Below are 12,915 nucleotides of genomic sequence, written 5' to 3'. Positions count from 1 at the left end.
CTCGCGAAGACGTGCTACGTGGGTCTGGCCGGGCCGGTGGCCGTCGGTCGGGGGCGGCCGCGCACCCGGCGGCGGAGCAGGTTTCGTGCACGGTGAAGGGATCCGCCGGCAGCTCTCCATCGCCCGCTCGGGTCGACCGAGCGGGGTGCGCGGACTTCGGGCAGGCCGTTCACCATGCGGATCTCCCAGCCGCTGGCATCGATCGTGCGATGGTGCCACCAGCACAGCGGGACGCCGTTGTCGACGTGGGTGCGTCCGCCTTGGGCATGCGGGATCACGTGGTGGATCTCGCACCATGACGCGCGGACGTGGCAGCCCGGGATGACGCACTCGCCGTCGCGGGCGACGATCGCGCGACGCTGGTGGGCCGTGAAGGTGCGGTTCGGCGAGCCGAGCTCGATGATGCGCCCGTCGCCGGCGACGACCATGCGCTGGGTGCCGGCGTTGCAGGCCGCGTGCCGGGCGACGAACGCGGGAACGGCGCAGTCGGTGCCGTTGATGAACCCGACGCCGGCTTCGCGGTCGAGCTCGTCGGCGTCGATGGTGATGATCACGGCCGGGGCTGCTCCGCCGATGGTGGGCGTTTCGGCGGAGCGGGCTGCCACATCGAGGATGGTGGCGAACACGTCATGCAGCTTCTGCGCGTGCGTGCGCGTGTCGACCGGCTCGTCGGGACCGTCGGGGTCGTCGGCGTTCTCGCGGAACCGCACGCCGGACGCGACCGCGGCATCTCCGGGAGCGCGACCGGCTGTGTCTCGCTCGGTGTGGTTGACCGGGACGCCGTCCGCATTGCCGGCGGTGGCGTCGTCGTCTGTCGGACTGTGGCCGGCGGAAGGGTCGGGAAGGTCGTCGACACGGGGGTTGAGCATCGCGTCGGCGAGCAGCCGGAACTGTTCGTACCGGTCGGCGAGGACCCCGCCGCGGATCGGGCGGATGCCGTCGCGTTCCGGGCCGAACCAGATTCCCCGTTTCAGTGCGGCGCGTTCGTGGGCGGGCAGCACCCCGTCGGGATCCAGCACCAGCTCCCACACCTTCGCCTGCAGCCGGGTTTCGTCGGCGGTGCACGGGGGCGCCCCGTCCTCGCCGCTCCCGGTGGCCGCGGCGGTCAGTTCGTACTCGGCGGCGGCCCTCTGCACCGGGTCGCACCGGGCGGCGATCGGGGACAACACCCCGGTGATCGCCGTGATGCCGTCGACTCCGATCGTGCCGTCGATCATCGCCCCACGGATCGTGGGGAACAGTGCAGGAAGGGGCTCGCCGGTCAACGTCGTGCGCGTCGCGACGGCGCGGCCCTGCCGGATGCGGACCCGAGCCGTCGCCGACGAGACGCGGGTGACTCTGCACAGCAGATCGACCGCGTCGGCGCACCCGTTGCGTGCCGACAGACGTTCTTCGCCGAGCGTGGCACGTGAACGATCATCGACCTCGCCGGCGGCGACCACACGCAGCGCATCGACTCGTCGGCCGAGCATCTCGGCAGCCTCCGTCAACGCGATCAGATCGTCATCCGAGAGGCCTCGAACGGTGTCGCAGGCGAGCGCGTCATGCACAGAATCACCCAGCGCTGCGCCGAGACGGGTGAGCGTCTCGAGCAGTTCGTCGGGTGCCGTGTTCATGCTCCCATTGTGCCGGTGACCTCCGACATCGAACGGCGACAAATCCCAGATCAAAAGTCGTATCTGTGGACAACTCCCGCCGCACGCAGCCTGTGGAGGAGGCGCCGCGTTTCGACTCGTCGCTGCGCTCCTCGCTCAACGGCCGGGTCGGGACTCATCCGGTCGTTGAGCGAGCGAAGCGAGCCGAAACCCGTCAGGCGTTGACACCGATGTCGATCTGCCCCGTGACCGCCGCCGTGATCAGCGCCGCCCGCCGCTCACGCGCAAGCGCGATGAACTGCTCGGCTTTCGCGATGAGATGTGCTTGTTTGTCATGGAGTTGCGCGATTCGTGTGACCGCCAGCTCCTGTGCATCGAGACTTGGGAGCGGAATCTCCAGCCGACCAATATCATCCATCGAGATGTTCTTTTGCGTGTTGTTTGTGCACGCGACGTCGATGGAGGCTTGCAACTGGGAAGTCTTGAGGACCCACGCAATCCACTCACCAAGAGCCACCCGGGCGTCGGGGCGAATGACGGCAAGAGGAGACCAGACATTGAACTCTCGCTGAGTCTCTACGTACGCGACTTTTCCCGTCGACGCAGCCTTTCCCATCAGGACGTCACCGTACTGTGGTTTGATCTTCGCCGAGTAGCGAGCATGGTCCGCGTGGGAGATATACCGGCAGCGGTCGAACATCAGGGCTCCCTGCTGAATCCCGTCGACGGACAGAAATGGCACACCCGATTCGAGAAATTCTGGCGTCTCGTGGGGACCGTCTGAGATTGCGCGTGCGAGTGCCCGCTTCAGCATGAGGCGGGGTCCGCCGGCCGTGGCCACTGCCTCATCGATTGCAGTAGCCTGACGCTCGCGTAGGGTGGCGATGAGCTGCTCCTGCTTCGCGATGAGCGTGTCGATCCAGGTGGTCTCGCGGTCGAGGTAGTCGGCGATCGCGCGTTGTTGGTCGAGCGGGGGGAGAGGCACCACGTGCCCGGCCAGATCGTCTTGAGTCATACTTGGCACGGCGGTGTTGGTCCGGTAGTACTCGAACGGCATCGTCGTGGCGTAGTAGTGAAGGAAACGTGGATCAATGCTGGGTGAGAGTTCGGTGTAGAACATTGTGTCTACGGTCCAGAACCTCCCACTGACAAGAAGCGGTCGATCGACCGTGCCCTTGCGACCGAACAGCACGCTCTCCCCGTCATAGAGGTATTTGGACGAGCGGCGGAATTCACCGCCCGATCCATATACGGGATAACCGCCAGATTCGACCTCTACAGCTTTGTAGTCGGCGCCGTTCCTGAATGTGGCTACCCGTCGAAGCGGTACGGTGTCCCACGTATCGGGAACCAGCCCGAGCCACGGAGCCTTGAGGCGCGACCGCGCGGTCTTCAACGCTCAACCTCCCTCAGCAGCTCCATGATCTCGCCGACCAGCACATTCAAGTCCCGGTCGATCTCTTCGAGAGGGCGCGGCGGCTTGTACACGTAGAAGTGCCGGGTGAACGGGATCTCGTAGCCGACCTTGGTCTTCGCGACGTCCACCCAGGCATCCGGCACGTGCGGCGCGACCTCGGCGTCGAAATACGCCCGGATGACGGCATCCCGCGCGTCTTGTCCGTGCGCGTTGCCGTCGTACGTGAAGGGCACGTTCTCGGTGTCGCGCAGCTTCGAGTCGGGCTTCGGCGCGCCTTTGCGATCACGCACCACGTCACCCGACTCGTCGCGGAGCGGGCGCTCGACCGTGATCGTCCAGTATCCGAACGCGTCGGTCGCGAAGATCTTGGAGTGCTCGCTCTCGGCGTGCGCGTCGTACAGATCGAGAATCGCTTCGCGATCCTCCGAAGACACCTCGCGGCTCTTCTGCCCGAGGTTCTTGCGCATCTTCGAATAGAAGCCGGCGCCGTCGATCAGTTGCACAGTGCCGATCCGGTCGGCGTGCTTGGTGTTGTCGAGGATCCAGATGTAGGTTGCGATCCCCGTGTTGTAGAACATGTTCGTGGGCAGTGCGACGATCGCATCCACGAGGTCGTGCTCGAGCAGCCACCGGCGGATCTCGCTCGGGCCCGAACCCGCACCTCCGGTGAACAGCGGCGAGCCGTTCAGCACGATGCCGGCGCGACCTCCGCCCTCGTGCACGGGCCGCATCTTCGTGGCCAGGTGCTGCAGGAACAGCATCTGCCCGTCACTGATCGGCGGCAGTCCGCCTGGGAAGCGGCTGCGGTCACCGGCATCCTGCACGTGCTGTTTGATCGCCGCCTGCGACGCCTTCCAATCCACGCCGTAAGGGGGATTCGACAGGCAGTAGTCGAAGGTCTGCCCTGCGAAGAGGTCATCGGCCAGGGTGTCGCCGAGGCGGATGTTCGAGGCATCCTGCCCCTTCACGATCATGTCCGACTTGCAGATCGCGTACGACTGGTCGTTGATCTCCTGCCCGTACAGCCGCAACCGCGCATCGGGATTGAGATCGTGCATGCGCTCTTCGGCGACCGACAGCATGCCACCGGTCCCGGCTGTCGGGTCATAGACGGTTCGCACGATGCCGGGCTCGGTGAGCGCCGCGGTGTCCTCGGCGAACAGCAGGTCCACCATCAGGCGGATGGCGTCGCGGGGCGTGAAGTGCTCACCGGCGGTCTCGTTGGATGCCTCGGCGAACTTTCTGATGAGCTCCTCGAACAGATCGCCCATCTCGGCATTGCTCACGCGGTCGGGGTGCAGGTCGACGTCGGCGAAGGTCTGCACCACGATCAGCAGCCGGTTCTTCTCGGCGAGCTGGTGGATCTCGTTCTCGAACCTGAACCGCTCGAACACGTCGATGTTCTTCGAGAACCCGGCGAGGAAGTCGATCAGGTTGGCCTCGAGACCCTCGGGGTCGCCGATCAGACGGGCGAAGCTCCACGGGCTCGCGTTGTAGAACGACAACCCGGTCTTCTTGCGGATGAGCGCGTCGCGCAGCTCTTCCTGCGGTGTCGACTCGATGACGGCGGCGATTTCGTCGCGATGCCCGCCGAGCACGCAGTCGAGCCGCCGAAGAATCGTCATCGGCAGGATGACGTCACCGTACTGATGCGGCTTGTAGACGCCGCGCAGCTGGTCGGCGATGCCCCAGACGAAGGTGCCGAGGCTGCTCACCGCGCGGCCGTCCGGCCGGTCCGACTGTACGAGGGCAGGACGAAGGGCAGGCTCGCGCAGAGGGACATGTTCGGAGGATATAACCGCGTGGATGAAACCGCGAGCCTGCAAGGCTAGGGCTTCGATCGTGCGGATCGGTACACAGGGGTGGTGCCCCAATCGACGATCGACCCTCGCGAAGAGCTGGGCCGCCGGCTCGCTTCGTATCGGATGACGCGCAAGCTCACCGTCTCCGGGCTTGCTGCGGTTGCGAGCCTCGACGTCTCCAACATCCGCAAGATCGAGTCGGGCTCGAATCCGCGACTGGTCACGCTGCTGAAGATTGCGGGCGTGCTCGAGATCGACCTCGCGGAGTTGTTCGACGGGATCGACCCGTACGCGTTGACCGGATCGGATCGTCCGCACAAGCTGAGCGAGGTGGAGGAGTGGTTCTGGCGGCCTCGCGACCGCATCGCCTGATCAGCACACGAACGTCCAGGCGTATTCGCGGCCGTCCGGTCGCCGCCAATGCACGGTGACCATCCCGGACTCCAGGGCGCGCTCGCCGAAGAACACGAACCGCAGCTCACCACCCGGGACGAGACTCGCGCGTGGGACCGCCGGTTCCGCCCACCCTTCTCCGAAGAACTGGGTGGAGATGTCGGTCAGTCGCTCTGCGCCGACGTTGCGCAGCGTGCACCAGGGGAGGGCCTGGCGGTCGACGAGCCAGGGGACGAGATAGGCGACGTCCGTCCGCCGCCGAGCGGGTTCGATGCGATGCAGCATGCGGCGACCGTACGAGCCGGGTCCGACCCTGCGACCCGTTCGAGGCAGACCCGGGAGCAGAATCGGGGACGGCCGCCTGCGCTCCTCGGCTGGGGAGGAGACGGCATGCCGCGGACCCCGCGATTTGGGTGGAGACGCCGACATCACGTAAGCTGGGGACCAACCGAAGACCGCCGGTCATCGTCGTGCGCGAGCAAGACGATCGAAGCACTGCTGAGCAGGGGCCCGCGCAGGTGACACCGAACGATTCTCTCGCTCCGTGCGCTTGCGCCGGAGCGTTTTTGTTTGTCAGGCGCCGGGGTCTGCGGTCGGCGCTCCGCCACCGCGGAGCGTGGAGCATAGACAAGGAGTGGCCATGGCGCAGAAGGACCAGGCGGTCGCCGAGCTCACGAAGAACTTCGAGGACTCGACTGCCGTTCTGCTCACTGAGTACCGCGGCCTGACGGTTGCAGAGCTCAAGGAGCTCCGCAACAGCATTCGTCAGGATGCGGAATACGCCGTGGTGAAGAACACGCTGACCAAGATCGCCGCCAACAAGGCGGGGATCTCGACGCTGGACGACGACCTGAAGGGTCCGTCGGCCATCGCGTTCGTGCACGGCGACCCGGTCGCCGTCGCCAAGGGTCTGCGCGCCTTCGCCAAGGCGCACCCTCTTCTGGTCATCAAGGGCGGCTACTTCGACGGTGCCCCCCTGAGCCCTGAAGAGGTCACCAAGCTCGCCGATCTCGAGAGCCGTGAAGTCCTGCTGGCGAAGCTCGCCGGTGCGATGAAGGCGACGATGACCAAGGCGGCGTTCGTCTTCCAGGCGCTTCCGTCGAAGGCCGTTCGCACGGTCGACGCGCTGCGCGAGAAGCAGGAGTCCGCGGCCTGACACCGGGCCTCGGCGTAGCAAAACCCCAATCAAGGAGAATCATCATGGCAAAGCTCAGCACTGACGAGCTGCTCGACGCCTTCAAGGAGCTCACGCTCATCGAGCTCAGCGAGTTCGTCAAGGCGTTCGAGGAGACCTTCGACGTCACCGCCGCCGCTCCCGTCGCGGTCGCCGCTGCCGGCGCCCCCGCCGGTGGCGCCCCCGCCGAAGAGGTCGAGGAGAAGGACTCGTTCGACGTCATCCTCGAGTCGGTCGGCGACAAGAAGATCCAGGTCATCAAGGTCGTCCGCGAGCTCACCTCGCTCGGCCTCGGCGACGCGAAGGCCGTCGTCGACGGTGCTCCGAAGGCTGTCCTCGAGGGCGCCAACAAGGAGACCGCCGACAAGGCGAAGGCCGCTCTCGAAGAGGCCGGCGCGACGGTCACCCTGAAGTAATCTCGCTTCATTCCACGAAGGCCCCGGGCATTGTGCCCGGGGCCTTCGTGCATGTGTGATCCGCAGCCGCGGCGCGCGGCGGCTTCGCTCGGATCGCGCGGCGGAACCGATATCATTGACCGTCGCCCGAATCGATTCGATTCCGGCGCTCCCCGCCTCCCCCGCTTCCCCGACCGGACCCCACGTGACGCCTGACACCCCGCTGACCGATCCCGACCGCGACCTGCTCCCGGGCGAGACCCGCACGCCCACCGGATCGATCCGCACCGCCACCGGTTCGATCCGCATCCCCTCGGCGACCGGCGCGATCCGCACGCTCGGACCCGATCCGGCGACGGCGCCCATCATGCTGCACCCGGGCGACGCGATCTCGACCGCCCGGCGAGTGCTCTACATCGTGCTGCTCGGCGCCCTCACCGCTCTCGGCCCGTTCACCGTCGACCTCTACCTGCCGGCGTTCCCGGTGCTCGAGCACGAGTTCCAGACCACCGCCGCAGCCGTGCAGCTCACCCTGACCGGCACGATGATCGGCTTCGGCATCGGACAGCTGATCGTCGGCCCGCTCAGCGACAAGGTCGGCCGCCGCATCCCCCTTCTCATCGTCACCGCGGTGCACGTGGCGGCCAGTGCGCTGGCCGCACTCGCCCCCAGTCTGCTGCTGCTGGGTGCCGCACGCGTGCTGATGGGCATCGGAGCCGCGGCCGGGGGCGTCGTGGCGATGGCGATCGTGCGCGACCTGTTCGGCGGGCGCCGCCTGGTCGTCATGCTCAGCCGGCTGGCCCTGGTCACGGGCGCGGCCCCCGTGATCGCGCCGCTCGTGGGCTCGGCGCTGCTGGCGGTCATGGACTGGCGCGGCATCTTCGTCGTGCTGGCCTGCTACGGCGTGGTCATGCTCGGGTGCGCGATCTTCATCCTGCCCGAGACGCTGCCGGCCGCCCGTCGCGCGAGCCGCGACGCCACCACCGTGTGGCAGCGCTACGGGGCGGTGCTGCGAGACCGCATCTTCATCGGCGTGCTGATCATCGGCGCCATGACATTCAGCGGGCTGTTCTCGTACCTGTCCAGTTCGTCGTTCCTGTTCCAGGAGTCGTACGGGTTCACGGCGCAGCAGTACGGGATGCTGTTCGCGGCGAATTCGATCGGCCTGGTCATCGGCAACCAGATCGCCGCGCGGCTCGCGGCGCGCTTCGGGCCGCAGTGGGTGCTGGCGTTCTCGACCGGCGTGCTCGTGGTGGCCGCCACCGCGATCGTCGTGTGCGACCAGCTCGGCCTGGGACTGTGGGGCACGGTCGTGCCGCTGTTCGTGTTCATGTCGGCGTGCGGATTCACCTTCCCGTGCGTGCAGGTGCTCTCGCTCGACCGGCACGGCCGGGCGGCCGGCACCGCGGCCTCGCTCATCGGCTTCTCGAACAACGCCGTGGCGGGACTGATCTCGCCGCTCGTGGGCGTCATCGCCACCGAGGCGGGCATCACGCCCTCGACGATGGCGATCGTGATGATCGGCTGCGCGGCGGTGGGCGTGCTGTCGCTGTGGCTCGTCGTGCGTCCCTGGACGGTCCCGCAGCTGACCCCCTGAGATCGGGCTCGGAAACGCCGGGAACGGGAGGCCGCGGCACTGTGTGGGAGCAGTCTCCAAGCGGCGTGGGAGCGCTCCCATGAGTTATGAAGCCGTTATCAGGCGCGGTTGAAAAGCCTAGGAGCCGTCAGTACGTTGGCAAGGAAGCGCTGGCCCTCGGCTCGTGGCCGAGCGCGGACCCGTTCCTGACGAGGAGGACCGAATGGGCATGTCCATGAAACGCTCCGTGCTGGCCCCGCTGGCCATCATCGGTGCGGCAGGTATCGTGCTGACCGGCTGTGCGGAAGGCGGTTCGAGCGGCGGCGGCGATGACGTCAAGGGGAAGACCGTCCACATCTCGGGCGGTATCACCGGGTCGGAGGCCGACCTGCTGAACAAGTCGTTCGACCAGTTCACGAAAGACACCGGCATCAAGGTCGAGTACACCGGCGACAAGAGCTTCGAGGGCAACATCGTCACGAAGGTCAGCGGCGGCTCCGCCCCCGACATCGCGATCGTCCCCCAGCCCGGTCTGCTGAAGTCCCTGATCGGCACCGGCGAAGTCAAGAAGGCCGACGACGCCGTCAGCGCGAACGTCGACAAGTACTGGTCGGCGGACTGGAAGAAGTACGGCACCGTCGACGGCACCTTCTATGCCGCGCCGATGCTCGCGAACGTCAAGGGCTACGTCTGGTATTCGCCGGCGCAGTTCAAGGACTGGGGCGTGGAGGTCCCGAAGACCTGGGACGACGTGCTGACGCTGACCAAGACGATCGAGTCCAAGACCGGCACTTCGCCCTGGTGCGCCGGGTTCGCCTCGGGCGACGCATCGGGCTGGCCGGGCACCGACTGGATCGAAGACCTCGTGCTGCGCCAGTCCGGCCCCGACGTCTACGACCAGTGGGTCGACGGCAAGGTGAAGTTCACCGACCCGCAGATCAAGCAGGCCTTCGACGCCGTCGGCTCGATCCTGCTCGACCCGAAAAACGTCAACGCGGGCTTCGGCGACGTCAAGACGATCAACTCGACGGCCTTCGCCGACGTCGCCGCCAAGGTGGCCGACGGATCGTGCGCCCTGACCCACCAGGCCTCGTTCCTGTCGTCGAACTTCCTCGACGTGAAGACCAAGGACGGCAAGACGCCCGAGGTCGCGCCCGACGGCGACGTGTACGCCTTCGTGCTGCCCGGCCTGCAGGAGGGTTCGAACGCGGTCGAGGGCGGCGGCGAGTTCGTCGCGGCCTTCTCGGACTCGGCGGCCGTCAAGAAGGTCCAGGAGTTCATGACCACGCCCGAGTTCGCCAACGCGCGCGTGAAGCTCGGCGGCGTGATCTCGGCCAACAAGGGCGCCGACGCGTCGCTGGCCTCGAGCCAGTTCCTCACCGACGCGATGAAGATCATGCAGGACCCGAACACGGTCATGCGCTTCGACGCGTCCGACCTGATGCCGGCCACCGTCGGCTCCGGCTCGTTCTGGAAGGGCATGGTCAGCTGGATCGACGGCATGCCCACCGACCAGGTGCTCAAGGCCATCCAGGCAGGTTACGAGAACTGACCCGCTGACGGCCCGGCCGGGCGAGTCCTCGCGGGCTCGCCCGGCTGCGGTCGTCGCCACGGTGCGGGCACGAAGACGTGCCCCGGAAAGGCGGAGAAATGGCGACTGCACCCGCGTCGACGGCCAGGGGACCGGCCCCGCTCACGCGCCGGACCACCGGCATCCTCATCCTCATCGCGGCGGTGCTGATCGTCGCGCTGTTCCTGTTCATGCTGTCGCGGCAGCCCGCCGAAGACGCGCTGCCGACGACGCTCGGCTTCTCGCTGAACAGCTTCTTCATCTGGATCGGCGGGCTCGCACCGCTCGTCCAGATCCCGATCGTGGTGGTGCTGTTCGCGGCGCTCGTGGGGGTCATCCTCCTGCTCATCGAGTACGCCCCGCGACCCGGCATGGGCTACTTCTGGATGCGCGTGGCCGCGTGCTTCGTGATCCCCGTGATCGCGCTCATGGTGCTGCGTCCCTATCAGAACGCGGTCGTCTACGTCGTCGCGATCGCGCTGCTGGCCGGCGGCATCCTGTTCTTCGCCGACTACCGGGCGCGCGAGGGCGCGGGCTACGTGTTCCAGCTGATCATCTTCATGGCGCCCGCGGCGCTCCTGCTGCTGACCGGGCTCGTGTACCCCGCTATCGCGACGGTCGTGCAGTCCTTCTTCGACAAGACGGGCACCGAGTTCGTCTGGTTCGACAACTACGTCTGGACGTTCACGAACGCGTACGGCTTCTGGTCGGTGATCAACACCGTCCTGTGGGCGCTGTTCGCTCCGATCATCGCGACGGGCATCGGCCTGGTGTACGCGGCGTTCGTCGACCGGGCGCGCGGCGAGAAGACGCTGAAGCTGTTCGTCTTCATGCCGGTCGCGATCTCGTTCGTCGGCGCGGGCATCATCTGGAAGTTCGTCTACGACTACCGGCAGGGCCAGCAGGTCGGACTGCTCAACGCGATCATCACGTGGTTCGGCGGTCAACCCGTGGGGTGGCTCGACGCGCAGCCGCTCGTGAACACGTTCTGTCTGCTGGCGGTGTTCATCTGGAGCCAGACGGGCTTCGCGATGGTGATCCTGTCGGCCTCGATCAAGGCCGTGCCCACCGAGCAGCACGAGGCGGCGCAGCTGGACGGGGCGAACGCGCGGCAGCGGTTCTTCAACGTCACGATCCCGGGCATCCGCACATCGCTGATCGTTGTGCTCACGACCATCACGATCGCGGCCCTGAAGGTGTACGACATCGTGGCGGTGATGACCGGCGGCCGGTCGAACAGCTCGGTGCTCGGCTTCGAGATGGTCAACCAGCAGCAGCGGTTCCAGAGCTACGGGCACTCGTCGGCACTCGCGGTCGTGCTGTTCCTGTTCGTGCTGCCGCTGATCGTCTACAACGTGCGCCAGATGCGCAAGCAGAAGGAGGTGCGCTGATGGCCACCGCAGAGCTCGACCTGTCGGCCGACACCCGGGCGTCACGCCTGCCGAAGAACGACCGCAAGCTGGCGCGCGACGCCCAGAAGCGGCTCACCTCGCGCGGGGCCACGCTCGCCGCCGCGATCATCGCCGTGATCTGGACGATCCCGACGTTCGGTCTGTTCGTCACCTCGTTCCGTCCCGGCGCCGACTCCAACACGTCGGGGTGGTGGACGTTCTTCGTCAATCCCGGCTTCACGCTGCAGAACTACTTCGACGCGCTCACGGCGGGCGGCACGGCGCTGACCCTCGGCGAGTCGTTCATGAACTCGCTGGCGATCGCGATCCCGGCCACCCTCATCCCGATCTCGATCGCCGCCCTTGCCGCGTACGCGTTCGCATGGATCCCGTTCAAGGGCCGCGGCATCCTGTTCGTCTTCGTCTTCGCGTTGCAGATCGTGCCGATACAGATGGCGCTCGTGCCGCTGCTGAGCCTGTTCTCGCGGGGCCTGACGATCGCCGGTGTCGGGATCTTCCCCGGATTCACGCTGCGCGACGTCGACCACAGCTTCGCGACGGTGTGGATCGCGCACGCGATCTTCGCGATGCCGCTGGCGATCTTCCTGCTGCACAACTTCATCGCCGAGATCCCGGGCGAGCTCATCGAGGCCGCGCGCGTGGACGGCGCCGGACACGGGCAGATCTTCTTCCGGATGATCGTGCCGCTGGCGATGCCGGCGATCGCCTCGTTCGCGATCTTCCAGTTCCTGTGGGTGTGGAACGACCTGCTGGTGGCGACGATCTTCGCGCCGAGCTCGTCGCTGCCGCTGACGCAGACGCTGAACTCGCTGTCGGGCACGTGGGGCGACCGCTGGTACCTGCAATCGGCGGGCACGTTCATCTCGATCATCGTGCCGCTGATCGTGTTCTTCGCGCTGCAGCGCTTCTTCGTCCGCGGGCTGCTGGCCGGCGCTACGAAGGGGTGAGCTCGCGCACCGGGACGAGGCGGAACAGGCGGACGGTGCGGCCTGACGTCCGCTCATAGGAGCGGTAGTTCGGCCACTGCGCCTCGATGCGCGCCCACGCCGCGTCGCGGCTGTCGTCGCCGATCGGCTCGGCGCGCACCGCGAGCCGGCGACCGCGCACGGCGATCTCAGCGTCGGGGTGCGCGAGCAGGTTGGCAGTCCAGGCGGGATGCCGGGAACCGGCGAAGTTCGTTCCCGCCACGATCGCGCTGCCGGCGCCGTCTGGCGTGTACATGAGCTGCACCTCGCGCGGCTGCCCGCTCTTCGCGCCGATCGTGCGCAGCGTGAGAGAGGGAACGAGGATGCCGCTGATCGGCATCCTTCCTCCGCTGACGATGCGGAACCCGGCCTCGAGGACCGGCATGATACGGCGGCCGAAGCGGCGGAACAGTGCCGTCTGCGTGAGCGGGGCGAGCGTGCGGCGCAGGGCGCGCCGGATGCGGGGCATGCCGCCATTGTGGCGCATGCCGGCGGCGGGGTCGGGCCGGGGAGCAGATCGTGGCACGGCCCGTCGGCCGCAGAAGTCCCCGCTGGAGCAGACCCTCACCTCGCGCACGACGCAGACGATCCCGACCGGGGTGATCCGCGGAATCTT

The 12,915-nt window shown here is 67.1% G+C and carries 12 protein-coding genes; 7 read left to right on the top strand and 5 right to left on the bottom strand.

Annotated elements, in window-relative coordinates:
* Window positions 1-14 precede the first annotated feature (14 nt).
* The 3 genes from AC3RX0_RS13855 to AC3RX0_RS13845 form a co-directional block, all read right to left on the bottom strand.
* On the bottom strand, window positions 15-1,616 hold the full coding sequence (locus AC3RX0_RS13855; RefSeq protein ID WP_491506578.1) for an HNH endonuclease signature motif containing protein: 1,602 nt from the start codon (window positions 1,614-1,616) through the stop codon (window positions 15-17).
* Between the two features lie 193 nt (window positions 1,617-1,809).
* Window positions 1,810-2,991, bottom strand: a complete 1,182-nt coding sequence (locus AC3RX0_RS13850) for a restriction endonuclease subunit S (RefSeq protein ID WP_491506577.1) — start codon at window positions 2,989-2,991, stop codon at window positions 1,810-1,812.
* Complete coding sequence (locus tag AC3RX0_RS13845) at window positions 2,988-4,727, bottom strand: type I restriction-modification system subunit M (RefSeq protein WP_491506576.1); 1,740 nt, start codon at window positions 4,725-4,727, stop codon at window positions 2,988-2,990. Before AC3RX0_RS13845 ends, AC3RX0_RS13850 begins: the two co-directional genes overlap by 4 nt.
* A 150-nt stretch (window positions 4,728-4,877) precedes the next feature.
* Here AC3RX0_RS13845 and AC3RX0_RS13840 point away from each other — a divergent pair, with 150 nt between their 5' ends.
* The gene (locus AC3RX0_RS13840; RefSeq protein ID WP_491506575.1) at window positions 4,878-5,186 is read left to right on the top strand and encodes a helix-turn-helix domain-containing protein; all 309 of its coding nucleotides are present in this window, start codon (window positions 4,878-4,880) and stop codon (window positions 5,184-5,186) included.
* On the opposite strand, the gene AC3RX0_RS13835 is transcribed toward AC3RX0_RS13840, so the two are convergent.
* Complete coding sequence (locus AC3RX0_RS13835) at window positions 5,187-5,492, bottom strand: hypothetical protein (protein ID WP_491506574.1); 306 nt, start codon at window positions 5,490-5,492, stop codon at window positions 5,187-5,189.
* A gap of 355 nt (window positions 5,493-5,847) precedes the next feature.
* Between AC3RX0_RS13835 and rplJ the strand changes: the two genes are divergently transcribed.
* The 6 genes from rplJ (at window position 5,848) to AC3RX0_RS13805 (ending at window position 12,281) form a co-directional block, all read left to right on the top strand.
* Window positions 5,848-6,363 (top strand): 50S ribosomal protein L10, encoded by a 516-nt coding sequence (gene rplJ, locus AC3RX0_RS13830; RefSeq protein ID WP_491506573.1) that lies wholly within the window; start codon window positions 5,848-5,850, stop codon window positions 6,361-6,363.
* A gap of 44 nt (window positions 6,364-6,407) precedes the next feature.
* Window positions 6,408-6,797, top strand: coding sequence for a 50S ribosomal protein L7/L12 (gene rplL / locus AC3RX0_RS13825; protein WP_491506572.1), 390 nt, complete (start codon window positions 6,408-6,410; stop codon window positions 6,795-6,797).
* A gap of 346 nt (window positions 6,798-7,143) precedes the next feature.
* On the top strand, window positions 7,144-8,373 hold the full coding sequence (locus AC3RX0_RS13820; RefSeq protein ID WP_491506866.1) for a multidrug effflux MFS transporter: 1,230 nt from the start codon (window positions 7,144-7,146) through the stop codon (window positions 8,371-8,373).
* Window positions 8,374-8,575: 202 nt separating this feature from the next.
* Window positions 8,576-9,904, top strand: a complete 1,329-nt coding sequence (locus AC3RX0_RS13815; protein WP_491506571.1) for an ABC transporter substrate-binding protein — start codon at window positions 8,576-8,578, stop codon at window positions 9,902-9,904.
* Between the two features lie 98 nt (window positions 9,905-10,002).
* On the top strand, window positions 10,003-11,313 hold the full coding sequence (locus tag AC3RX0_RS13810) for a carbohydrate ABC transporter permease (RefSeq protein ID WP_491506570.1): 1,311 nt from the start codon (window positions 10,003-10,005) through the stop codon (window positions 11,311-11,313).
* Entirely contained in the window at window positions 11,313-12,281 is a 969-nt protein-coding gene (locus AC3RX0_RS13805; RefSeq protein ID WP_491506569.1) for a carbohydrate ABC transporter permease, read from the top strand. The genes AC3RX0_RS13810 and AC3RX0_RS13805 overlap by 1 nt, the downstream gene beginning before the upstream one ends.
* Here AC3RX0_RS13805 and AC3RX0_RS13800 read toward each other — a convergent pair.
* Window positions 12,268-12,768 carry a nitroreductase family deazaflavin-dependent oxidoreductase gene (locus AC3RX0_RS13800; RefSeq protein WP_491506568.1) on the bottom strand — a complete coding sequence of 167 codons (501 nt, stop codon included), beginning with the start codon at window positions 12,766-12,768 and terminating at the stop codon, window positions 12,268-12,270. The two genes, AC3RX0_RS13805 and AC3RX0_RS13800, sit on opposite strands and share 14 nt — an antisense overlap.
* Between the last annotated feature and the right edge of the window lie 147 nt (window positions 12,769-12,915).

It is taken from the genome of Microbacterium sp. W1-4-2, assembly GCF_058349885.2.
Note: the sequence above shows the minus strand (reverse complement) of the source record. Positions and strands in the feature narration are given on the sequence as shown.